At 52.9% G+C, this 22,322-nt stretch carries 23 protein-coding genes; 11 read left to right on the top strand and 12 right to left on the bottom strand.

The genetic code is table 11. The features are described from left to right. Positions 1–31 precede the first annotated feature (31 nt). Both gltB and AC1DUO_RS18060 read left to right on the top strand, forming a co-directional pair. On the top strand, positions 32–4,489 hold the full coding sequence (gene gltB, locus AC1DUO_RS18065; RefSeq protein ID WP_112151045.1) for a glutamate synthase large subunit: 4,458 nt from the start codon (positions 32–34) through the stop codon (positions 4,487–4,489). A 9-nt stretch (positions 4,490–4,498) separates the two neighbouring features. Continuing rightward, a complete protein-coding gene (locus AC1DUO_RS18060; protein WP_013577235.1) occupies positions 4,499–5,917 on the top strand; it encodes a glutamate synthase small subunit in 1,419 nt (472 codons plus the stop codon). A gap of 162 nt (positions 5,918–6,079) precedes the next feature. Here AC1DUO_RS18060 and sspB read toward each other — a convergent pair whose 3' ends face one another. From sspB to zapE, 5 genes are all read right to left on the bottom strand, one after another. Beyond that, positions 6,080–6,574, bottom strand: coding sequence for a ClpXP protease specificity-enhancing factor (gene sspB / locus AC1DUO_RS18055; RefSeq protein ID WP_013577236.1), 495 nt, complete (start codon positions 6,572–6,574; stop codon positions 6,080–6,082). A gap of 3 nt (positions 6,575–6,577) precedes the next feature. Beyond that, a complete protein-coding gene (gene sspA / locus AC1DUO_RS18050; protein WP_013577237.1) occupies positions 6,578–7,219 on the bottom strand; it encodes a stringent starvation protein SspA in 642 nt (213 codons plus the stop codon). A 334-nt stretch (positions 7,220–7,553) separates the two neighbouring features. After that, entirely contained in the window at positions 7,554–7,946 is a 393-nt protein-coding gene (gene rpsI, locus AC1DUO_RS18045; RefSeq protein ID WP_013577238.1) for a 30S ribosomal protein S9, read from the bottom strand. Between the two features lie 16 nt (positions 7,947–7,962). Beyond that, on the bottom strand, positions 7,963–8,391 hold the full coding sequence (rplM, locus tag AC1DUO_RS18040; protein ID WP_013577239.1) for a 50S ribosomal protein L13: 429 nt from the start codon (positions 8,389–8,391) through the stop codon (positions 7,963–7,965). 318 nt (positions 8,392–8,709) lie between these two features. Beyond that, positions 8,710–9,849, bottom strand: a complete 1,140-nt coding sequence (gene zapE, locus AC1DUO_RS18035; protein WP_119262137.1) for a cell division protein ZapE — start codon at positions 9,847–9,849, stop codon at positions 8,710–8,712. 285 nt (positions 9,850–10,134) lie between these two features. On the opposite strand from zapE, the gene zapG reads away from it, so the two are divergent. The 3 genes from zapG (at position 10,135) to degS (ending at position 13,213) form a co-directional block, all read left to right on the top strand. After that, positions 10,135–10,536, top strand: a complete 402-nt coding sequence (gene zapG / locus AC1DUO_RS18030) for a Z-ring associated protein ZapG (protein WP_013577242.1) — start codon at positions 10,135–10,137, stop codon at positions 10,534–10,536. Between the two features lie 154 nt (positions 10,537–10,690). Continuing rightward, positions 10,691–12,058 carry a serine endoprotease DegQ gene (gene degQ / locus AC1DUO_RS18025; protein ID WP_477988199.1) on the top strand — a complete coding sequence of 456 codons (1,368 nt, stop codon included), beginning with the start codon at positions 10,691–10,693 and terminating at the stop codon, positions 12,056–12,058. Between the two features lie 87 nt (positions 12,059–12,145). After that, on the top strand, positions 12,146–13,213 hold the full coding sequence (gene degS / locus AC1DUO_RS18020) for an outer membrane-stress sensor serine endopeptidase DegS (RefSeq protein ID WP_037035040.1): 1,068 nt from the start codon (positions 12,146–12,148) through the stop codon (positions 13,211–13,213). Positions 13,214–13,289: 76 nt separating this feature from the next. On the opposite strand, the gene murA is transcribed toward degS, so the two are convergent. The 7 genes from murA to mlaF all read right to left on the bottom strand — a co-directional run bounded on the left by murA (position 13,290) and on the right by mlaF (position 18,199). Then, a complete protein-coding gene (gene murA / locus AC1DUO_RS18015) occupies positions 13,290–14,549 on the bottom strand; it encodes a UDP-N-acetylglucosamine 1-carboxyvinyltransferase (RefSeq protein ID WP_013577245.1) in 1,260 nt (419 codons plus the stop codon). Positions 14,550–14,616: 67 nt separating this feature from the next. Then, a complete protein-coding gene (gene ibaG / locus AC1DUO_RS18010; protein WP_013577246.1) occupies positions 14,617–14,871 on the bottom strand; it encodes a BolA family iron metabolism protein IbaG in 255 nt (84 codons plus the stop codon). 168 nt (positions 14,872–15,039) lie between these two features. Next, complete coding sequence (gene mlaB / locus AC1DUO_RS18005) at positions 15,040–15,354, bottom strand: lipid asymmetry maintenance protein MlaB (RefSeq protein ID WP_013577247.1); 315 nt, start codon at positions 15,352–15,354, stop codon at positions 15,040–15,042. Then, a complete protein-coding gene (gene mlaC / locus AC1DUO_RS18000) occupies positions 15,351–15,986 on the bottom strand; it encodes a phospholipid-binding protein MlaC (RefSeq protein WP_013577248.1) in 636 nt (211 codons plus the stop codon). The genes mlaB and mlaC overlap by 4 nt, the downstream gene beginning before the upstream one ends. A gap of 41 nt (positions 15,987–16,027) precedes the next feature. Further along, a complete protein-coding gene (mlaD, locus tag AC1DUO_RS17995) occupies positions 16,028–16,594 on the bottom strand; it encodes an outer membrane lipid asymmetry maintenance protein MlaD (protein WP_013577249.1) in 567 nt (188 codons plus the stop codon). A 3-nt stretch (positions 16,595–16,597) separates the two neighbouring features. Next, a complete protein-coding gene (gene mlaE, locus AC1DUO_RS17990; RefSeq protein WP_013577250.1) occupies positions 16,598–17,380 on the bottom strand; it encodes a lipid asymmetry maintenance ABC transporter permease subunit MlaE in 783 nt (260 codons plus the stop codon). 15 nt (positions 17,381–17,395) lie between these two features. Continuing rightward, a complete protein-coding gene (gene mlaF, locus AC1DUO_RS17985) occupies positions 17,396–18,199 on the bottom strand; it encodes a phospholipid ABC transporter ATP-binding protein MlaF (RefSeq protein WP_013577251.1) in 804 nt (267 codons plus the stop codon). Positions 18,200–18,506: 307 nt separating this feature from the next. Between mlaF and AC1DUO_RS17980 the strand changes: the two genes are divergently transcribed. The 6 genes from AC1DUO_RS17980 to AC1DUO_RS17955 all read left to right on the top strand — a co-directional run. Continuing rightward, entirely contained in the window at positions 18,507–19,484 is a 978-nt protein-coding gene (locus AC1DUO_RS17980; RefSeq protein ID WP_119262139.1) for a calcium/sodium antiporter, read from the top strand. A 19-nt stretch (positions 19,485–19,503) separates the two neighbouring features. Continuing rightward, the gene (kdsD, locus tag AC1DUO_RS17975) at positions 19,504–20,490 is read left to right on the top strand and encodes an arabinose-5-phosphate isomerase KdsD (RefSeq protein ID WP_037035037.1); all 987 of its coding nucleotides are present in this window, start codon (positions 19,504–19,506) and stop codon (positions 20,488–20,490) included. Between the two features lie 16 nt (positions 20,491–20,506). After that, complete coding sequence (gene kdsC / locus AC1DUO_RS17970) at positions 20,507–21,073, top strand: 3-deoxy-manno-octulosonate-8-phosphatase KdsC (protein ID WP_013577254.1); 567 nt, start codon at positions 20,507–20,509, stop codon at positions 21,071–21,073. After that, positions 21,070–21,639 carry an LPS export ABC transporter periplasmic protein LptC gene (gene lptC, locus AC1DUO_RS17965; RefSeq protein ID WP_013577255.1) on the top strand — a complete coding sequence of 190 codons (570 nt, stop codon included), beginning with the start codon at positions 21,070–21,072 and terminating at the stop codon, positions 21,637–21,639. The genes kdsC and lptC overlap by 4 nt, the downstream gene beginning before the upstream one ends. Further along, positions 21,617–22,174, top strand: a complete 558-nt coding sequence (lptA, locus tag AC1DUO_RS17960; RefSeq protein WP_013577256.1) for a lipopolysaccharide ABC transporter substrate-binding protein LptA — start codon at positions 21,617–21,619, stop codon at positions 22,172–22,174. Before lptC ends, lptA begins: the two co-directional genes overlap by 23 nt. Positions 22,175–22,180: 6 nt before the next feature. Further along, the coding region (locus AC1DUO_RS17955; protein WP_477988197.1) for an ATP-binding cassette domain-containing protein at positions 22,181–22,322 on the top strand (142 nt) is incomplete at its 3' end.

Below are 22,322 nucleotides of genomic sequence, written 5' to 3'. Positions count from 1 at the left end.
GAGTCTCGCAGAGCCTGGGGAGGTTCACGTAATGTTGTACGATAAATCCCAAGAGAGGGACAACTGTGGTTTCGGCCTGATCGCCCATATAGAAGGCGAACCTAGCCATAAGGTCGTGCGTACTGCGATCCACGCGCTGGCCCGTATGCAACACCGTGGCGCGATCCTTGCTGACGGCAAGACCGGCGACGGCTGTGGCCTTCATTTACAGAAACCTGACCGCTTCTTCCGCATGATTGCTGAAGAACGTGGCTGGCGTCTGGCGAAAAACTATGCCGTTGGCATGCTGTTCCTCAGCAAAGATGAAAAAGAAGCTGAGGCAAGCCGCCGCATTGTTGAAGAAGAGTTGCAAAACGAGACGCTGTCCGTGGTGGGCTGGCGTGACGTTCCGACCAATCCGGACGTACTCGGTGAAATCGCGCTTTCCTCCCTGCCCCGCATCGAACAAATTTTTGTCAACGCGCCTGCCGGCTGGCGTCCGCGTGACATGGAACGCCGCCTTTATATGGCGCGCCGCCGTATTGAGAAACGCATTCAGGATAAAGACTTCTATGTGTGCAGTTTCTCCAACGTGGTCACGATCTATAAAGGCCTGTGTATGCCTGCGGATCTGCCACGCTTCTATTTAGACCTGGCCGACCTGCGTCTGGAATCGGCCATCTGCCTGTTCCACCAGCGTTTCTCGACTAACACCGTCCCGCGCTGGCAACTGGCTCAGCCTTTCCGCTATCTGGCGCACAACGGCGAAATCAACACCATCACCGGTAACCGCCAGTGGGCGCGTGCCCGTGCGTATAAATTCAAAACGCCGCTGATCCCCGATCTGCAAGACGCCTCACCGTTCGTGAATGAAACCGGTTCGGACTCCAGCTCGCTGGACAACATGCTGGAACTGTTCCTGGCAGGCGGGATGGATTTACTGCGCGCCATGCGTTTGCTGGTGCCGCCAGCCTGGCAGCAAAACCCGGATATGGACGACGATCTGCGCGCATTCTTCGACTTTAACTCCATGCACATGGAGCCGTGGGATGGCCCGGCCGGTATCGTGATGTCAGATGGCCGTTATGCCGCCTGTAACCTTGACCGTAACGGTCTGCGTCCTGCGCGCTATGTCATCACCAAAGATAAGCTGATCACCTGTGCGTCCGAAGTTGGCATCTGGGATTATCAGCCGGACGAAGTGGTCGAAAAAGGCCGCGTCGGACCGGGCGAGCTGATGGTGATCGACACCCGCAGCGGCAAAATCCACCATTCTGCAGAAACTGACAACGATCTGAAGGGCCGCCATCCTTATAAGCAATGGATGGAGAAAAACGTTCAGCGTCTGGTGCCGTTCGAAGACTTGCCGGAAGATCAGGTGGGCAGCCGTGAGCTGGAAGACACCTTACTGGAAACTTTCCAGAAGCAATTCGGCTACAGCAGCGAAGAACTCGATCAGATCATCCGCGTACTGGGTGAAAACGGTCAGGAAGCCGTCGGCTCCATGGGTGACGACACGCCATTTGCCGTGCTCTCCAGCCGTCCGCGTATCGTGTATGACTACTTCCGCCAGCAATTTGCGCAGGTCACTAACCCGCCAATCGATCCGCTGCGCGAAGCCCACGTGATGTCTCTGGCGACCAGCATCGGCCGCGAGATGAACGTGTTCTGCGAAGCCGAAGGTCAGGCTCACCGTCTGAGCTTCAAATCGCCAATCCTGCTGTGGTCTGACTTTAAACAGCTGACCACACTCGACAGCAAACACTATCGCGCGGAAACGCTGGATATTACGTACGATCCGACCGAACAAAATATGGAGCAGTTCGTCCAGAAACTCTGTGACGAAGGCGAACAGAAAGTGCGTAACGGCGCGGTTCTGCTGGTGCTGTCTGACCGCAATATCGCCCCGAACCGCCTGCCGCTGCCTGCACCCATGGCCGTCGGTGCGTTGCAGTTGCGTCTGGTTGAAAAAAGCCTGCGATGCGATGCCAACATCATTGTTGAAACCGCCAGCGCCCGTGACCCGCACCATTTCGCCGTGCTGATTGGCTTCGGTGCCACTGCGGTTTACCCGTATCTGGCCTACGAAACCCTGGCAAAACTGGTCGACTCCCAGGTCATCGAGAAGAAATACCGTGAAGTGATGCTGAACTACCGTAACGGCATCAACAAAGGCCTGTACAAGATCATGTCCAAAATGGGCATATCAACCGTCGCCTCTTACCGTTGCTCGAAACTGTTTGAAGCAGTCGGTCTGGCGAAGGATCTGTGCAACACCTGCTTTAACGGCGTCGTCAGCCGTATCGGCGGTGCCGGTTACAGCGACTTCGAACAGGACTTACTGAACCTGTCCAAGCGCGCGTGGCTGAAACGCAAAACGCTGGATCAGGGCGGCCTGCTGAAATTTGTCCACGGTGGCGAATACCATTCCTATAACCCGGACGTGGTCACTACCCTGCAAGCCGCTGTCAACAGCGGTGATTACGACGATTATAAGAAATACGCCAAACTGGTAAACGAGCGTCCGGTGGCCACACTGCGTGACTTGCTGAAAGTCACGCCAAAAGGCCAGCCGATCCCTGTTGATCAGGTTGAACCGGCGGAAGGTTTATTTACCCGTTTCGATACCGCAGCGATGTCTATCGGCGCACTGAGCCCGGAAGCGCATGAATCTCTGGCCGAAGCGATGAACAGCATCGGCGGACGTTCTAACTCCGGCGAAGGTGGCGAAGACCCGGCGCGTTACGGCACCAATAAAGTGTCCCGTATCAAACAGGTGGCTTCAGGTCGTTTCGGTGTAACCCCGGCGTATCTGGTCAATGCTGACGTTATCCAGATCAAAGTGGCGCAGGGTGCAAAACCAGGCGAAGGCGGCCAGTTACCGGGTGACAAAGTGACGCCGTACATCGCGAAACTGCGCTATTCCGTACCGGGCGTGACCCTGATTTCTCCACCGCCGCACCACGATATTTATTCCATTGAAGATCTGGCGCAGCTGATTTTCGACCTGAAACAGGTCAACCCGAAAGCGATGATTTCGGTGAAACTGGTGTCTGAACCGGGCGTCGGCACTATCGCCGTTGGCGTGGCAAAAGCTTACGCGGATCTCATCACTATCGCTGGCTACGATGGCGGCACCGGCGCAAGCCCGCTGTCTTCGGTGAAGTATGCCGGTTGTCCGTGGGAACTGGGCCTGGTAGAAACACAACAGGCACTGGTGGCCAACGGCCTGCGTCATAAGATCCGTCTGCAGGTTGATGGCGGCCTGAAAACCGGCCTCGACATCATCAAGGCAGCGATTCTTGGTGCAGAAAGCTTCGGTTTTGGTACCGGCCCGATGGTGGCGCTGGGTTGTAAATACCTGCGTATTTGCCACCTGAACAACTGTGCAACGGGCGTGGCAACTCAGGATGAAAAACTGCGTCGCAACCATTATCACGGACTGCCGGAACGTGTAGTGAACTACTTCAGGTTCATCACGCAGGAAACCCGTGAAATCATGGCCGAGTTGGGTGTCAGCCAGCTGGTAGATCTGATTGGTCGTACCGATCTGCTGACTGAGCTGGACGGTTTCACCGCCAAGCAAAACAATCTCGACCTTTCTGCGATACTGGCAACGGCCACGCCGCATGAAGGCAAAGCGGTGTACTGCACCGAAAGCAACCCGGCGTTCGACAAGGGTCAGCTGAATAAAGACATCCTGGAACAGGCCGCGCCGCATATCGATTCAAAACAGAGCAAAGCGTTCTACTTTGATATCCGCAACACTGACCGTTCCGTTGGCGCTATGTTGTCCGGTGCGATTGCAGAGAAACATGGCGATCAGGGCATGGCGGCTGATCCGGTGCGTATTAACTTCAACGGCACCGCAGGCCAGAGCTTCGGCGTCTGGAACGCAGGCGGCGTAGATTTAATGCTGACCGGCGACGCGAACGACTATGTGGGCAAAGGTATGGCGGGTGGCCGCATTGCCATTCGTCCGCCAATTGGTTCTGCGTTCCGCAGTCACGAAGCCAGCATCATCGGTAACACCTGTTTATATGGCGCAACCGGCGGCAAAATGTTTGCTGCAGGCCGCGCGGGTGAGCGTTTCGCGGTACGTAACTCCGGTGCCATCACCGTGGTGGAAGGCATCGGCGATAACGGTTGTGAATATATGACCGGCGGCATTGTTTGTGTGCTGGGCCGTACCGGCGTCAACTTCGGCGCAGGCATGACCGGTGGTTTCGCTTATGTTCTTGATGAAGATGGCGAATTCCGCAAACGTGTTAACCCGGAACTGGTTGAAGTCCTGGAAGTAGCCGATCTGGCTATCCATGAAGAGCATCTGCGCGGTTTGATCATCGAACACGTACAGCTGACCGCATCGACCCGTGGTGAAGAGATTTTGGCGAACTGGCCGGAATGGGCGCCTAAATTTGCCCTGGTAAAACCGAAGTCCAGTGATGTCAAAGCATTGTTGGGTCACCGTAGTCGTTCCGCAGCTGAGCTGCGGGTACAAGCGCAGTAAGAGGTTAAGATGAGTCAAAACGTTTATCAATTTGTCGACCTGCAGCGTGTTGATCCGCCTAAGAAAGCGCTGAAGATCCGCAAAATTGAGTTTGTGGAAATTTACGAGCCGTTCTCAGCAACGCAGGCCGCATCACAGGCTGACCGCTGCCTGTCCTGCGGTAACCCTTACTGCGAATGGAAATGCCCGGTTCACAACTACATTCCGAACTGGCTGAAGCTGGCGAACGAAGGTCGCATCATGGAAGCAGCCGACCTCGCGCATCAGACTAACAGCCTGCCGGAAGTCTGCGGGCGCGTTTGTCCGCAGGACAGACTGTGCGAAGGCTCCTGTACCCTGAACGATGAGTTCGGTGCAGTGACCATCGGTAACATCGAACGCTACATCAACGATAAAGCGATCGAGATGGGCTGGCGTCCGGATATGTCTCACGTGCAGCCAACCGGCAAACGCGTGGCGATCATCGGCGCAGGCCCGGCAGGTCTGGCTTGTGCAGACGTCCTGACCCGTAACGGTGTGAAAGCGGTGGTTTACGATCGCCATCCGGAAATCGGCGGCCTGCTGACTTTCGGTATTCCGGCCTTCAAGCTGGAAAAATCAGTGATGACCAAGCGTCGCGAAATCTTCACTGAGATGGGTATCGAATTCCAGCTCAATACCGAAGTCGGCAAAGATATCACTATTGATGCGCTGCTGGCGGAATACGATTCTGTATTCCTCGGCGTTGGCACCTATCAGTCCATGCGCGGTGGTCTGGCGAACGAAGATGCGCCGGGCGTGTACGATGCCCTGCCATTCCTCATCGCTAACACCAAGCAGCTGATGGGCTACGATGACAGCCAGGAAGAACCTTACGTGACGATGGATAAGAAACGCGTCGTGGTGCTGGGCGGTGGTGATACCGCAATGGACTGCGTGCGTACCTCGATTCGTCAGGGCGCAACCCATGTAACCTGTGCGTACCGTCGTGATGAAGAGAACATGCCGGGCTCGCGTCGTGAAGTGAAGAATGCGCGTGAAGAAGGTGTGGATTTCAAATTCAACCTGCAACCGCTGAGCATCGAGCTGAATGATTCAGGCCGCGTATGCGGCGTGCGTATGGCGCGTACCGAACTGGGCGCTCCGGATGCACATGGCCGCCGTCGTGCAGAAATCGTGGCCGGTTCCGAACATGTGATGGAAGCTGATGCCGTGGTGATGGCATTTGGTTTCCGCCCTCACAAAATGGAATGGCTGGCAGCCCATGACGTTGAGCTGGACTCTCAGGGACGCATCGTTGCCCCTGAAGGCAGCGACAACGCCTTCCAGACCAGCAATCCGAAAATCTTCGCGGGTGGCGATGCAGTTCGCGGTTCTGATCTGGTGGTGACAGCGATTGCTGAAGGCCGCAAGGCCGCAGAAGGCATCATGAACTTCCTCGAAGTCTGATCCGACGGGGCATCAAAACGGGGCTGCCAGCGATGGCAGCCCCGTTGTTTTTTAATCGTACGCAATCTGCACTGGCAAAAAGTGGCGACGGCGTATTTAAGGCAATAAAAAACCCCACGTAACAACGCAGGGTTTAAGCATGAAGCCGGATTGAGCGGGTTGTTATTTCACAACACGCAATGCCGGGCGACCACCGCGAGGCGGCGTCGGCGGCTCATCATCCGGATCTTCTTCAGCCACATCCGGCAAATCACCATCAATGACTGACATGGTCGGTTCTGTCGGCTCATCAGCGCTCAGGTCACCGTCAAAGGCACCTTCGGCTTCATAAGCAGGTTCAGGTTCGAACATGGTACCGGCACCGTTTTCACGGGCATAAATTGCCAGAACAGCAGCAATCGGTACAAACACGTTACGCGGTACGCCACCAAAACGGGCGTTAAAGCGTACGTCATCATTACCCAGTTCGAGATTGCCGACAGCACGCGGCGCAACGTTCAGAACAATTTGTCCGTCACGCGCAAACTCCATCGGCACCATCACGCCAGGCATCGTCACGTCAACCACCAGATGCGGGGTTAACTGGTTGTCCAGCAACCAGTCATAAAAAGCCCGCAGCAGATAGGGGCGACGCGGAGACATGTCGGTCATCTCCATACCTTAACCTCGGGTATGCAAACGCATTTCGCGCTCTGCTTCGGTCAGGGAAGCCAGGAAAGCATCACGTTCGAAGACGCGGGTCATGTAGCCTTTCAGCTCTTTCGAACCGGTACCTGACAATTCAATGCCCAGCTCTGGCAAACGCCACAACAGCGGAGCCAGGTAGCAATCGACCAGACTGAACTCTTCGCTTTTGAAATAAGGCATGTACGAGAAGATTGGCGCAATCGCCAGCAGCTCTTCACGCAGTTGCTTACGTGCAGCGTCCGCTTCAGTCGCAGAACCTTGCTCGATTTGACGCATCAGCGAATACCAGTCGTTTTCGATGCGGTGCATCATCAGACGGCTCTCGCCACGGGCAACCGGATAAACCGGCATCAGCGGCGGATGCGGGAAGCGCTCATCAAGATATTCCATGATGATGCGGGATTCAAACAGGGTCAGCTCACGATCAACCAGTGTCGGTACAGTGCGGTAAGGGTTGAGGTCAATAAGATCCTGCGGCAGGTGATCCATCTCAACCTGCTCGATCTCGACACTGACACCTTTTTCCGCCAGTACGATACGTACCTGATGGCTAAAAATGTCGGTCGGGCCGGAAAACAGCGTCATTACCGAACGTTTGTTGGCAGCGACAGCCATGAAAACCTCCAAGTTTATCTAGAATATTACAGCGAGTTATCGCCAGCCTGCAGTTTTTGTCCCGTAGTTTCATAGACAACCATCGGCAAGGCGAACCCAGCCAGGAAGCGCGGCAACGTCAACTGCTCGGCGAACAGGCACAAAAGTGTGTGATAGTTTACCAGATTTTACGCAGGCTGTGGGGGACGGTGAGACGATTTCATGGGGAATTGTGTGTCAGGAGATCATTTCCCCTGCAATTACGGAACAAAAGGCATAAAAAAACCCGGTGAAACACCGGGTTTTTGACGCTGATTTTCGTGCCGAAGCACTGTGCTGCAATAGCAGCAGAAAATTAACGCTTGGAGAACTGAGGACGACGACGTGCTTTACGCAGACCGACTTTCTTACGTTCAACCTGACGAGCATCACGAGTAACGAAGCCAGCTTTACGCAGTTCGCCACGAAGATTTTCGTCATATTCCATCAGTGCACGGGTAATACCGTGACGGATAGCACCAGCTTGACCGGAGATACCACCACCTTTAACGGTGATGTACAGGTCGAATTTCTCAACCATGTCGACCAGTTCCAGTGGTTGACGAACTACCATGCGGGCAGTTTCACGACCAAAGTACTGTTCCAGGCTACGCTGGTTAATTACGATGTTACCACTACCCGGTTTGATGAAAACACGAGCGGCGGAGCTTTTGCGGCGACCAGTGCCGTAGTATTGATTTTCAGCCATTGCCTATAATCCCGAATTAAATGTCAAGAACTTGCGGTTGTTGCGCCGCATGAGTGTGCTCGTTACCCGCGTAAACTTTCATTTTACGGTACATTGCACGACCCAACGGGCCCTTTGGCAACATGCCTTTAACCGCGAGCTCGATCACGCGTTCAGGACGGCGAGCGATCATCTCTTCAAAGGTCGCTTGCTTGATACCACCGATGTGGCCGGTGTGATGGTAATAAATCTTGTCGTTACGCTTGTTGCCAGTAACAGCAACTTTTTCTGCGTTCAGAACGATGATGTAATCACCAGTATCAACGTGCGGAGTGTATTCCGCTTTATGTTTGCCACGCAGACGGCGAGCCAGTTCAGTGGCCAGGCGACCTAAGGTCTTGCCGGTAGCGTCAACTACGAACCAGTCACGTTGTACGGTTTCCGGTTTAGCTGTAAAAGTTTTCATTAAAAGCTTACCCAATTAAAGTTACACGTTGGCGAACACCCGAACGCTTACTTGTTTATAAAATAAGTATTTGAGGTTCACACGACCATCGTCCAGCAAACCTACCCCTTCGAATAGCCAATGCTGGCACTTATAAAGTTTCGGGAAAAAAACTTTGTAGTAACGTGGGGTCGCAAGATTATAGAGAAGTCTCCCGCAAAGATCGAACCCTTTTTCGACAAAAAGGAAGATTTACCTCAACGTCTTCTGAGGGTTCGCCATGCAGGCTTTACTGCGCCTTTTTATACCACAGGCTGAGCAAATAATAATCAATTAAAATCACGGCAGATGCGGCCGCCTGAGGTATTCCTCACTCTGCATCTCCTGCAGACGCGAGAGACAACGCTGATATTCGAATTTCAGCCGTTCCCCCTGATAAATCTCAAACATCGGCACCGCTGCGGAAATCACCAGTTTTACATGGCGCTCATAGAATTCATCGACCAGCGCCAGAAAACGCCGCGCAGCGTTCTCACTGTCTGCGCCCATCACCGGCACATTATGCAGCAGTACACTGTGATAGATTTTCGACAGCGCAATATAATCGAGCTGGCTGCGCGCCTCTTCACATAAGGTATGAAATTCCACCGCCAGCACGCCGTCAACGGCAGCAATGGCCTGCAGCGGACGATGATTCACTTCAAGTACGGGTCTTTCGCCTGCCTCCGCGCCACTGTGATTGCCGGTCAGTTTGCCCAGCATGGAATGCATCGCGTCACTCGTATCAGGGCCAACAGGCGATAACCACAAATTGGCTTGTGTCAGCGTACGCAGACGGTAATCAATGCCGGCATCCACATTCAGCACATCGCAATATTCTTTAATCAGATCAATGGCCGGCAGGAACCGCGCGCGTTGCAGACCGTTGCGGTACAGCAAATCAGGCGGAATGTTCGACGTCGCAATCAGGGTGATACCGCGGGCAAACAGCGCCTGCAGCAACGTTGCCAGCAACATCGCATCGGTAATATCCGAAACAAAAAACTCGTCGAAACACAGTGCGTCCGTTTCCGCTTTGAAGCGGTCAGCAATCACTTCCAGCGGATCTTCCTGCCCCTGAAGCTCCGTCAGTTCTTCATGGACACGCAACATAAAGCGGTGAAAATGCAGGCGAAGCTTACGTTCACCGGGCAGGCTGTGGAAAAACAAATCCATCAGCCAGGTTTTACCGCGCCCCACGCCGCCCCACATATACAGTCCCTGTACTGGTCGCGAAGGGGTTTTCGGCGGAGATTTTGCAAACAAACGGCCCAGCAACCCTCCACGACCGGTGGTCTGAGGCATTGTTGCGGGCTGCGCGGAAAGTGCCTGATAAATCACATCAAGCTGTGCGACAGCCTGTTTCTGAACAGCATCCGCCTGGAATTCACCGGCATCCACAGCGTTCTGATAAAGGAAAAGGGGTGATTGAGATTGCATCTTTGTTAACGTCCCTGAGAAAAAATTTTTATGTTTTTCACGTCGTTTAGCCGCTTTTTTGCCGTGGGTTCGCCGCTTTTCCCGGCTGTCTGTGTATGAAAAAACCAACAGATAGCAGTGATTTTCCCCGCAGGATTCCACTCTGGCAAGGTTAACGGTTATAGTGGAGATATTGCATGACAAATGCGTGTAACAATTACGTTAAAACCATTGTGTAAAGAAGTTAAGTCATAAAAGTTACGTGAAAAAGCCCTGCGGGACAACGAAGTCAAAATAGGAGTCATTATGACCTGGGAGTATGCACTCATTGGATTAGTGGTCGGTATCGCGATTGGTGCGGTAGCGATGCGCTTTGGTAATCGTAAATTACGTGATCAACAAGTCATGAAAAACGAACTGGAGAAAAGCAAAGCCGAACTCGACGAATACCGTCAGGAACTGGTGGGCCATTTTGCCCGCAGCGCAGAGTTGCTGGATAACATGGCGACTGATTACCGTCAGCTGTATCAGCACATGGCTAAAAGCTCCAACAATTTGCTGCCCGATATGCCCGAGCAAGATAATCCGTTCAACTACCGCCTGACCGGCTCCGAGGCCGATAACGATCAGGTACCGGTGCAAATGCCACGCGATTATTCTGATGGCGCGTCCGGTCTGCTGCGTGGTGAGCGTCCGGTTCGTAAATAACAGACGCCCCTGACCTGCATAACAATCGTTATGCAGGCGTATTTACGGCATATGTCCCGTGCATGTGCCGTTCTCCAGACCCTTCCCGTGCTGTGAATCACTGTTCTATTGTCCATAACTGACGTCCATTACAGAAAGCGAGAGAGTTATCGTGATGAAGAAAAAGTCATTTTTGCTCAGTGTGTTAGCTGTTAGCCTTGAATTAACTTTCGCTTCTGCGCCTATGGCGAATGCCGCTTTACCTACGGAAGTTCAGGGACAACCTTTGCCAAGTCTGGCACCTATGCTGGAAAAAGTATTGCCCGCAGTCGTGGGCGTTCAGGTTTCAGGTACCCAGCCACCCAGTGCGGATGTCCCACCGGAATACAAATTCTTCTTCGGTCAGCAGGACCCGGAACCCAATCAGGGGCYACAGCCTTTTGAAGGGCTGGGTTCAGGCGTTATTATTGATGCCGCCAAAGGCTATGTGCTCACCAACAACCACGTGGTGAATAATGCGGATAAAATCAACGTTCAGCTCAACGATGGCCGTGAATATAAAGCCAGGCTCATCGGCAAAGACGATCAGTCCGATATTGCGGTGATCCAGCTGATTGATGCTAAAAATCTGACACAAATTACGATGGCGGATTCCGACAACCTGCGTGTCGGTGATTTTGCCGTCGCCGTTGGCAATCCGTTTGGGCTTGGCCAGACGGTGACATCCGGCATTGTTTCTGCGCTTGGTCGCAGCGGCCTGAATCTCGAGGGGCTGGAAAACTTTATTCAGACCGATGCGTCGATTAACCGCGGTAACTCCGGGGGCGCATTGCTCGATCTGAAAGGTGAACTGATTGGTATTAACACCGCCATCATTTCCTCTCAGGGTGGCAGCGTCGGTATCGGTTTTGCTATCCCGGCGAACATGGCGAAGAATCTCAGCCATCAGCTGATTGAGTTCGGTGAAGTGAAACGCGGCCTGCTGGGGATCCGAGGCAGTGAAATGACGCCGGAACTGGCGCAGGCATTCAGACTTGACAGCCAGCGCGGCGCTTTCGTCAATGAAGTATTGCCGGATTCTGCAGCGGCGAAAGCCGGTATTAAACCGGGCGACGTACTGATTACCCTGCAGGGGAAAACGCTGAGCAGCTTTGCTGAGTTACGCGCGAAAGTGGGCACCGCAGGTCCGGGCGTCACCATGCAGATTGGTTTGCTGCGCGATGGTAAACCGATGACTGTGAACGTCACGCTGGATAAAAGCCCGGCCGTGGAAGTCAGCATTGAGAAACTCAACCCGGCATTACAGGGTGTGACGCTCAGCGATCCGGCGGATAAAAACGCCAAAGGCGTGCATGTCGATGACGTGAAAAAAGGGACGCCCGCTGACCAAATCGGTCTGGAAAAAGACGATGTGATTATCGGTGTAAACCGCGAACCGCTCGAAAATCTGGCCGCTTTCCGCAAAATACTGGAAAGCAAACCTGACCTGATCGCGCTGAGCATCTTGCGTAAAGGGCAAAATATCTACTTATTCATGCCGTAAAGCGTTGAAAATCGGACGCAGGTGCTGCTGCGTCCGATTAACTCATGCTATTCTTCCCTCACTTTTTATCTCGCATCCCATATACCCATGTTTGTTAAGCTATTGAGATCCGCTGTTATCGGCCTGATTGTTGCTGGCATTTTGCTGGCGGCGGTACCTATGTTGCGTAAAAACATCACAGAACCGCTGTTTGACCGAAACTTCACCCAAAACAGCGAAGAACCGGTCAGCTATAACTCAGGCGTCCGCCACGCTGCTCCGGCAGTGGTGAACGTTTATAACCGCAACATGGGTAACAGTTCACAGAACGAACTGGCCATCCGCACACTGGGTTCCGGTGTGATCATGAACGACAATGGTTATATCCTCACCAACAAGCACGTAATCAATAATGCCGATCAGATCATCGTCGCATTGCAGGATGGCCGCGTATTTGAAGCCTTGCTGGTCGGCTCTGACAGCCTGACTGACCTGGCCGTACTGAAAATCAACGCCGGAAATCTGCCGGTGATCCCGATTAATCCACATCGCGCCCCGCATGTCGGTGATGTCGTGATGGCAATTGGTAACCCATATAACCTCGGTCAGACAGTCACGCAGGGTATTATCAGCGCCACTGGTCGTATTGGCCTCAGCCCGTCAGGCCGCCAGAACTTTCTGCAAACCGATGCATCGATTAACCAGGGTAACTCCGGCGGTGCACTGGTGAATTCGCTGGGTGAGCTGATGGGGATTAATACACTGTCCTTTGACCAAAGTAATGACGGCGCCACACCGGAAGGTATCGGCTTTGCCATCCCGACCGCACTGGCGACAAAAGTCATGGGCAAGCTGATTCGCGATGGCCGGGTTATTCGCGGGTATATCGGAATCAGCGGGCGCGAGGTTTCCCCTCTGCACGGGCCGAATAGCGGACTGGATCATATTCAGGGGATTGTGGTGAATGAAGTCACACCCAATGGCCCGGCGGCTAATGCAGGCATGCAGGTCAGAGACGTGATCGTTAACGTCAACAACAAACCGGCTGTTTCCGCTATCGAGACAATGGATCAGGTCGCAGAGGTTCGTCCGGGTACGGTCATTCCGGTGGAGATTATGCGTGACGGTCAGAAGCTGACCTTGCAGGTGACCGTGCAGGAATATCCTGATCACTGACGATCGCTGAAGACAGCAACGAAAAAGCCGGAAAGGTTTCCCCTTCCGGCTTTTTTATTGCATCAAGAGCTACGAATCATTCGCCGTTGAAGCGCTCAATTTTCGCACCCAGCTGACGCAATTTATCTTCGATACGCTCATAGCCACGATCGATGTGATAAATACGGTCAACCACGGTCACACCCTCGGCAATACAACCCGCCAGAACCAGACTCGCAGACGCACGTAAATCGGTCGCCATCACCTGAGCGCCAGACAGTTTTTCAACGCCATGGCAAATCAGGGTGCTGCCTTCGATTTCAGCATGTGCGCCCATACGGATCAGTTCAGGAATGTGCATGAAACGGTTTTCGAAGATGGTTTCGGTGATCACACCGGTACCCTCTGCCACCAGATTCAGCAAGCTGAACTGCGCCTGCATGTCAGTCGGGAAGCCCGGATGCGGTGCGGTGCGGAAGGTGACGGCTTTAGCCCGTTTACCATGCATGTCGAGACTGATCCAGTCTTCGCCCACTTCGATATCGGCACCGGCTTCACGCAGTTTTGCCAGTACAGCATCCAGCGTATCAGGACGGGCTTCGCGACAGGTAATCTTGCCACCGGAAATCGCGGCCGCCACCAGGAAGGTGCCGGTTTCGATACGATCGGGGACCACACGGTAAACACCGCCACCCAGACGTGCAACGCCTTCGATGGTGATTTTATCCGTACCCGCACCGGTAATTTTCGCACCCAGCGTATTCAGGAAATTCGCAGTATCGACGATTTCCGGCTCACGCGCGGCGTTTTCAATAATGGTGGTGCCTTCAGCCAATGTCGCTGCGCTCATGATGGTAACGGTCGCACCCACGCTGACTTTATCCATCACGATGTGCGCACCTTTCAGGCGGCCATCGACAGAGGCTTTCACATAACCTTCTTCCAGCACAATGGTCGCGCCCAGCTGTTCCAGACCGGTAATATGCAGGTCAACAGGACGTGCGCCGATAGCACAGCCGCCCGGCAGGGAGACTTCACCGCGACCAAAACGCGCCACCAGCGGGCCAAGAGCCCAGATAGAAGCGCGCATGGTTTTCACCAGGTCATACGGCGCACAAAACTCATTCACCGCACTGGCGTCAACGAAAACAGAACCGTTGCGTTCTATTTTGGTGCCCAGCTGGCTCAGCAGTTTGATGGTGGTATCGATATCTTTCAGATGAGGAACGTTCTGGAGTTCAACAGGTTCTTCAGCAAGCAGTGCGGCAAACAAAATAGGAAGTGCTGCATTTTTTGCACCAGAGATAGTGACTTCACCGCTCAGGCGAGTCCCACCCTGTACACGAAATTTATCCATTATGACTGCTCTCTATTCATTAAAACGACAGGTCAAATACGAGGAAGCTGCCGGAACTCCGGCAGTCTTATAAACCGCTCAGTTTACGGTCACGCGCCCATTCTTCAGGGGTATAAGCCTTAATAGACAGTGCGTGAATTCGATTGTCGGCGATGTATTCCATCAGCGGTGCGTAAACGGTCTGCTGTTTTTTCACGCGGCTCATGCCATCAAACATCGCACCAACGACAATGGCCTGAAAATGACTGCCATCGCCAGTAATGTGGGCTTCGTCCAGTGCCAATGCGTTCATCAGCACGTCTTTAATTTCACTCGTTTCCATAGGGATCTATTCTTCTGAAGAATCATAACAGCCCGATATCTTATAGGGATCGGCGCAATTCTTAAACCACGAAAAAGCCCCTGACGAAGAGTTTCGCACAGGGGCTTTACGGACATTCAGTCAATTATTCACATCCCGCAGCCTAACTCACGGGAACTGCTCATATATTTATTCAACAGAGCAGCCCGTAGTGTCCGACGGAATAATGTCCTGAAGGTTATACAAGGTAATCAGTGTTCTCAGCCTGTCGGTGATGCCCGCAATCGTCAGCGTAATCCCCTGCTGACGGGCTTCCTCGCGTAAATGCACCAGGAAAGCCAGACCGGAAGAATCCACACGCTCCAGCCCGGAAACATCCAGACAGGTCACGCCGGACATCAGCTTTCTGCGCATATCCCAGAATGCCACCAGCGTTTCGCGATCTAACTCACCGTGCAACATCAGTCGCGGCGGCTGCGATTCCCAGCGCAGGGCTTCACTCATTGTTGTTTATCCAGCGTGATCGGCTGAGCAGCGGCTTGTTTCAGACGCGCTGTCAGACCCTCGATACCTTTCTGGCGCAAGATATCTGCCCACTCGTTCTGTTTGGTCGAAATCATGCTGACGCCTTCGGCGATCATGTCATATGCCTGCCATTCGCCTGTGCGGCTGTTTTTACGCCACTGGAAATCCAGACGAACCGGAGGACGACCATTCGGATCGGTAATGGTGACACGGATAGCAATGATATCTTTATCCGCGTAGGACTGCTCTGGTTGCACCGTGTAGCTCTGGCCGTTGTACATCGCCAGCGCCTGACCGTAAGCCTGTTGCAGATAGTCAGAGAACGCCGCGAAATAAGCCTCGCGCTGTGCAGGTGTCGCCTGTTGATAATAGCGGCCTAATACCAGCGCGCCGGCGTATTTGACCTGCACATACGGCAGCAATTCTTCACGAACGATCTGGCGCAGATAGTTAGGATCCTGCTTGATTTTCGGCTGTTCGGTTTTGAGGCGGGTGAAGGTTTTGTTCGCTGCTTCATTCATCACGCTGTAAGGATTGGTCTTGTCCACAGCAGCATTCGCCAGCGGAGCCATAACCACCAACAGTGCAGCGATCACTAAACGTTTAAACATACTTATTTCCTCTTTTATGGAGAATCCGTAATGGCAAATTCTTAATGGGCAGCCGGCTGTGGCGCCGTATTAGCGTCAGGTGCAGGTGCAGCATTCCCTTCAGGCGCAGCAGGAGCCGCCGTTGCGTCAGGGTCAGCCTTGCCGTCGCCACTCTTATAAAGGAACTGGCCAATCAGGTCTTCGAGAACCATCGCTGATTTAGTGTCCTGAATAACGCCGCCGTTTTTAAGGATAGTCGTTCCCATTTCAGGGTCTTCAAAACCAATATTCAACGCCAGGAATTGTTCGCCCAGCAAACCAGACGTGCGGATCGCCAGCGTACTGGTGCTCGGGATCTGGTTGTATTTCTGGTCGATATCCATTTCGACACGTGGGGAATAGTTTTTATCAAGCGTTATGCTGCTGACGCGGCCGATAACCACGCCACCGACTTTGACCGGCGAACCGCTTTTCAGGCCGCCTATATTGTCGAAGTCCGCAGAAATACGGTAAGTCGGGTCGGAGCCGATGGAACGGATGTCGGCCACTTTAAGACACAGGAAGATCACCGCAATCAATGCGATGATTAAAAACGCGCCTACCCAGATTTCACTCTTTTTCGTTTGCATGGTTTAATTTCCAAACATCAGTGCTGTCAGCACAAAATCCAATCCCAGCACCGCCAGTGACGAATGCACCACAGTACGTGTCGTTGCCCGGCTAATCCCTTCGGACGTCGGTATCGCATCATAGCCATTGAACAACGCAATCCAGGTCACAGTGATAGCGAAAACAAGGCTTTTAATCAGGCAGTTAAGTAAATCAGTCCGCCAGTCTACCGCGGTTTGCATCGCTGACCAGAAGAAACCGCTGTCGATGCCTTTCCAGTCCACACCCACCAGCGAACCTCCCCAAACCCCCACGGCAACGAAAATCGCCGTCAACAAAGGCATGGAAATCAGACCGGCCCAGAAACGCGGTGCAACAACGCGGCGCAGCGGATCGATAGCCATCATCTCCAGGCTGGAAATTTGCTCAGTGGCTTTCATCAACCCCAGTTCGGCGGTCAGCGCGGAACCCGCTCGGCCGGCGAACAGCAGAGCAGTCACCACCGGTCCAAGTTCGCGCAGTAAAGAGAGCGCCACCATCATGCCGAGGCTGGCCTCAGCGCTGTAGGTGGTTAAAATCAGATATCCCTGCAAACCAAGCACCATGCCGATAAACAAGCCGGAAACGAGGATAATCAGCAGGGAAAGTACACCAACGCTGTAAAGCTGCTTGATCAACAGCGGCCACTGCTTGGCAAATTGCGGCTTACCGACCAATGCCCGAAAGAGCATCAGACCGGCGCGGCCAAAAGACGCACAGGTGTTTATCCCGCGGCGCCCGACTGAGGCTAACGCCTTAATTAACATGAATAGGGAACTCCATCATCCGAGCAGCTCGGTTTTGTAATCACCGGCAGGGAAACGGAAAGGCACCGGTCCATCGGCAATACCGTCAAGGAACTGACGAACACGCGGATCAGGATTATTTTGCAGCTCCTCAGGTGTGCCTTCGGCAATCACATGCTGCGCGGCCACAATATAAGCGTAATCAGCAATACTTAGCACTTCAGGAACGTCATGAGAAACCACGATGCACGTCACACCCAGCGCATGGTTCAGTTCATCAATGAGTTTAACCAGGACGCCCATGGTGATCGGATCCTGTCCCACAAAAGGCTCATCGAACATGATCAGTTCAGGGTCGAGGGCAATCGCACGAGCCAGTGCGACACGTCTTGCCATACCGCCAGACAATTCAGCAGGCATCAGGTCACCGGCACCGCGTAACCCGACTGCTTCCAGTTTCATGGTCACCGTACTGCGCAGTAATTCTTCCGGTAATTTGCTGTGTTCACGCAGCGGGAACGCCACATTTTCGAACACAGTCAGGTCAGTAAACAATGCACCGGACTGAAACAACATACTCATTTTCTTGCGCGATTCGTACAATTTGCGACGGGACAACGTCGGAATGTTATCGCCGTCGAACCAGATTTCGCCGCTGTCGGGCGCAAGTTGTCCGCCAATCAGACGCAGCAAGGTGGTTTTACCGATCCCCGAAGGCCCCATGATTGCAGTGACTTTGCCACGCGGCACGGTCATATTTATCTCTTCGAAAATGGGACGATCGCCGCGCACAAAACTCATGCCTTTGATCTCAACCAGATTCGATTCGCTTTGACTCATTCAGTTTTTCCCTTCGGAATGCTTTCGCTAAGAATACGTCTGACACGCACAAGGTATCGTATAACTTTGGTATTTTTACAAAAACTTACCCCGGTTTCGTTACCAAAGTTGCCATCGATTTACTTTTCTGCCTCAGACGGTCAAAATCAACGAATTACCATTTTAAAATAAAAGCCTTCATCGTCTAACATACAGGAACCCGCAGGCATCATTTTCAGACAAAATGTCGCCTTAGCTCATGTTGACGAAGGAATCGCCTGCCCGCCAGGGCAACGAACCTCGCATTATACCCAATAAAGGATGTTTCATGCTTCTCGCTATCGTACTGATGATTGTCGGCTTGTTACTGTTAGTTTACGCCGCTGATCGTCTGGTGTACGGAGCCGCAGTGCTGGCACGCTCGATGGGCATCTCCCCGCTGGTGATTGGTATGACTGTCGTCGGCGTCGGAATATCCCTTCCTGAACTGGTGGTTTCCACCACCGCCGCCATCAACGATCAGATGGATTTGGCCGTCGGAAACGCAATTGGTTCGAATATCATTAATATTCTTCTGATTTTGGGCGGTGCCGCCCTGATTCATCCACTTTCCGTTCGTTCTGATATATTACGCCGCGAGCTCCCATTATTGTTACTGGTCACCGCACTGTGTGGTTTTCTGTTAAGCGACGGCGAACTCAGCCGGTTTGATGGTGTTTTGCTACTGGCCAGCGCAGGCGTGTTCATGATGCTGATGATAAAAATCGCCCGGGCCGCCGAAAAAGAGGGGCTGGATACGCTGACCTACGAGCAAATGTCCGAACTTCCGCAAGACAGTAGCAATACGGTCGCATTTTTGTGGCTGGCACTGGGCTTTATCATCATGCCGCTGGCGTCGGGCATGATCGTTGATAACAGCACTGTCATCGCGCGTTATCTGGGTGTCAGTGAACTGGTGATTGGCCTGACGGTGATTGCTATCGGTACCAGTCTGCCAGAACTGGCGACCTTTATCGCCGGCGCTATCAAAGGCGAAGATGACATCGCGCTGGGTAATATTATCGGCGCAAACATTTTTAATACCTGCCTGGTGCTGGGATTACCCGCGCTGGTAGCACCAGGTTCGTTCAACCCAGACGCGTTTCATCGCGATTATTGGGTCATGCTGGCGGTCAGCGTGGTGCTTTCCGGACTATGCCTGATGCGTAAACACCGTATCGGACATTTAGCCGGTGCATTACTGCTGTGTGGATTTATCGCTTATATGGCCGTGCTGTTTCTATTACCGGGCAGCATTGCCTTCTGAACTCTGTCAGGAACCCACTATGGCTAACGATACCTTCGCCCCCGGTTTTGATTTTCAGGCCGTCGGACATGATGTGCTGAAAACAGAACGTGAAGGACTTGAGCAGTTAGATCAATACATTAACGGTGATTTTACCCGCGCCTGCGAAAAAATCTTCGCCTGCAATGGCAAAGTCGTCGTCATGGGCATGGGCAAATCTGGTCATATCGGCCGTAAGATGGCCGCCACCTTTGCCAGTACGGGCACACCGGCATTCTTTGTGCATCCCGGCGAAGCCAGCCACGGTGATCTGGGCATGGTATCGAAGCAGGATGTCGTCATTCTGATTTCCAACTCCGGCGAAGCCCATGAAATTCTGGGGCTGATACCGGTACTCAAACGCCTGAGCATTACGCTTATCTGCATGACGTCTAACCCCGAAAGCACGATGGGGAAAGCGGCAGATGTTCACCTTTGTGTAAAAGTGCCCAAAGAAGCCTGCCCGCTGGGTCTGGCACCGACCAGCAGCACCACGGCAGTGCTGGTGATGGGCGATGCACTGGCCGTCGCACTGCTTGAAGCACGCGGCTTCACACCGGAAGATTTCGCCCTGTCACACCCTGGCGGAGCACTGGGTCGCAAGCTGTTACTGCGCGTCAGCGATATCATGCACACCGGGGATGAAATTCCGCACGTCAGCCGTGAAGCTTCGTTGCGGGATGCGTTGCTGGAAATCACCCGAAAAAATCTGGGCATGACGGTTATCTGCAACGATTTGATGAAAATCGAAGGGATCTTTACCGATGGGGATTTACGACGCATCTTTGATATGGGCGTCAACATCAATACGGCATCGATTGCGGATGTGATGACGACAGGCGGTATCCGCGTGCGTCCTTCACTGCTGGCGGTTGATGCGCTGAATTTAATGCAGGACAAACACATCACTTGCGTGATGGTTGCTGATGGTGACCAGTTGCTGGGTGTGTTACATATGCACGATATGCTGCGCGCTGGCGTAGTTTAATTGAGGAATTCCCTGAATGAGTAATAGCGCAGCCCTGGTGGAAACCTGCTACGGTCCGGTCAGTGCGCAAGTGCTTGAACGGGCAAAAGCAATCCGCCTGCTGATTTGCGATGTCGATGGCGTTATGTCTGATGGCCTGATCTATATGGGAAATCAGGGAGAAGAGCTGAAAAGTTTCAACGTTCGCGACGGTTACGGTATCCGCTGCCTGCTGACATCCGATATCGAAGTCGCGATTATTACAGGCCGCAATGCGAAATTACTGGAAGATCGCGCTAAAACTCTGGGCATACGCCACTTGTATCAGGGGCAATCTGATAAGCTTTTGGCCTTCCGCGAACTGTTAGATACACTGTCTCTGCGGGCCGAAGAAGTGGCGTACATTGGTGATGACCTGATTGACTGGCCGGTGATGGCCGAAGTGGGTCTCTCTGTCGCGGTTCAGGATGCACATCCTGTTCTGTTACCGAAAGCGCATTATGTTACCCGTATTGCGGGTGGACGTGGTGCAGTACGCGAACTGTGTGATTTGATTCTGCTGGCGCAGGGTAAGCTGGAGGACGCCAAAGGGCTGTCGATATGAGTAAAGCAAAACTTTGGATTATTCTGGCGCTGACTGCCATCGTTCTGGTGCTGATTGGCTGGTCATTATCTGACAACAGCGATGATGTTCCGCAAGCGGTCAATGATCAGGATCCGACTTACCAGACGTCCCACACCGTTACGATGGTGTATGACCCGATGGGCAGCCTGACGTATAAACTGGTTTCAGACCAGGTAAAATATTACACCGCTGATCAGGTGTCATGGTTTACCAATCCGGTCGCGACCATGTATGACAAGAACAAAGTAGCCACCTGGGTATTGCGTTCTGATAAAGCGAAACTGACTCAGGATAAAATGCTCTATCTTTATGGGCATGTGCAGGCAGACAGCCTGACACCTGAGACATCACAGCTGCAAAGAATCAAAACGGACAATGCACGGGTTAACCTGACGACACAGGACGTTGCCTCAGACGATGAAGTGACGTTGTATGGTACAGGTTTTACATCTAACGGCATGAAAATGCGTGGTAATCTGCGTGACAAAACAGCAGAGCTGATCGAAAAGGTAACGACCTCTTATGAAATTCAAAGCAAAAAATAAAATCCGTGATCTCCTGATCGTCAGCTCATTGTTAGCCGTCAGCGTTCCGGCATTTGCCTTAAAAGACGATACAACGAAACCGATCACCATTGATTCAGCAAACCAGGCGCTCGACGTCAATACCAATACCGCGACCTTTACCGGCAATGTGGTCGTCAATCAGGGTACGATCCAGGTTAAAGCCGACAAAGTGGTCGTCATCCGCCCGCAGGGGGTTTCCGGTAAAGAAGTGGTAGAAGGTTACGGCAACCCGGTGACGTTCTACCAGATGCAGGATAACGGTAAGCCGATTAAAGGCCATGCACAGAAAGTCCGCTACGAAGTGGAAAATGACCTCGTCACGCTGACCGGCAACGCTTACCTTGAGCAACTGGACAGCAATGTGAAAGGCGACCGTATTACCTATCTGGTACAGAAACAGCAAATGGAAGCCTTTAGTGATAAAGGTAACCGTGTGACGACCGTTCTGGTACCTTCGCAGCTGCAACAAAAAACGCCTGCAGCGGGCGGCCAGCCGACCAAAAAGAGTAACTGATATTTTATGGCTAAATTAATCGCAGAGAATCTGGCAAAGGCATACAAAGGCCGTAAGGTCGTTGAAGATGTCAGTCTGATGGTCAACTCGGGTGAAATCGTCGGGTTATTAGGGCCAAACGGTGCAGGTAAAACCACCACCTTTTACA

This window comes from Rahnella sp. P4_A8, assembly GCF_056402435.1.
Note: the sequence above shows the minus strand (reverse complement) of the source record. Positions and strands in the feature narration are given on the sequence as shown.

Excerpts from the sequence above, each read along its gene's own strand:
- AC1DUO_RS18060 (WP_013577235.1), top strand. The coding sequence starts at position 4,499 with ATGAGTCAAAACGTTTATCAATTTGTCGACCTGCAGCGTGTTGATCCG.
- degS (WP_037035040.1), top strand. The coding sequence starts at position 12,146 with ATGTTTGTTAAGCTATTGAGATCCGCTGTTATCGGCCTGATTGTTGCT.
- lptC (WP_013577255.1), top strand. The coding sequence starts at position 21,070 with ATGAGTAAAGCAAAACTTTGGATTATTCTGGCGCTGACTGCCATCGTT.
- ibaG (WP_013577246.1), bottom strand. The coding sequence starts at position 14,871 with ATGGAAACGAGTGAAATTAAAGACGTGCTGATGAACGCATTGGCACTG.
- zapG (WP_013577242.1), top strand. The coding sequence starts at position 10,135 with ATGACCTGGGAGTATGCACTCATTGGATTAGTGGTCGGTATCGCGATT.
- mlaC (WP_013577248.1), bottom strand. The coding sequence starts at position 15,986 with ATGTTTAAACGTTTAGTGATCGCTGCACTGTTGGTGGTTATGGCTCCG.
- mlaF (WP_013577251.1), bottom strand. The coding sequence starts at position 18,199 with ATGAGTCAAAGCGAATCGAATCTGGTTGAGATCAAAGGCATGAGTTTT.
- kdsC (WP_013577254.1), top strand. The coding sequence starts at position 20,507 with ATGAGTAATAGCGCAGCCCTGGTGGAAACCTGCTACGGTCCGGTCAGT.
- gltB (WP_112151045.1), top strand. The coding sequence starts at position 32 with ATGTTGTACGATAAATCCCAAGAGAGGGACAACTGTGGTTTCGGCCTG.
- sspB (WP_013577236.1), bottom strand. The coding sequence starts at position 6,574 with ATGGAGATGACCGACATGTCTCCGCGTCGCCCCTATCTGCTGCGGGCT.
- murA (WP_013577245.1), bottom strand. The coding sequence starts at position 14,549 with ATGGATAAATTTCGTGTACAGGGTGGGACTCGCCTGAGCGGTGAAGTC.
- mlaE (WP_013577250.1), bottom strand. The coding sequence starts at position 17,380 with ATGTTAATTAAGGCGTTAGCCTCAGTCGGGCGCCGCGGGATAAACACC.
- kdsD (WP_037035037.1), top strand. The coding sequence starts at position 19,504 with ATGGCTAACGATACCTTCGCCCCCGGTTTTGATTTTCAGGCCGTCGGA.
- rplM (WP_013577239.1), bottom strand. The coding sequence starts at position 8,391 with ATGAAAACTTTTACAGCTAAACCGGAAACCGTACAACGTGACTGGTTC.
- sspA (WP_013577237.1), bottom strand. The coding sequence starts at position 7,219 with ATGGCTGTCGCTGCCAACAAACGTTCGGTAATGACGCTGTTTTCCGGC.
- mlaD (WP_013577249.1), bottom strand. The coding sequence starts at position 16,594 with ATGCAAACGAAAAAGAGTGAAATCTGGGTAGGCGCGTTTTTAATCATC.
- mlaB (WP_013577247.1), bottom strand. The coding sequence starts at position 15,354 with ATGAGTGAAGCCCTGCGCTGGGAATCGCAGCCGCCGCGACTGATGTTG.
- rpsI (WP_013577238.1), bottom strand. The coding sequence starts at position 7,946 with ATGGCTGAAAATCAATACTACGGCACTGGTCGCCGCAAAAGCTCCGCC.
- lptA (WP_013577256.1), top strand. The coding sequence starts at position 21,617 with ATGAAATTCAAAGCAAAAAATAAAATCCGTGATCTCCTGATCGTCAGC.
- AC1DUO_RS17980 (WP_119262139.1), top strand. The coding sequence starts at position 18,507 with ATGCTTCTCGCTATCGTACTGATGATTGTCGGCTTGTTACTGTTAGTT.
- zapE (WP_119262137.1), bottom strand. The coding sequence starts at position 9,849 with ATGCAATCTCAATCACCCCTTTTCCTTTATCAGAACGCTGTGGATGCC.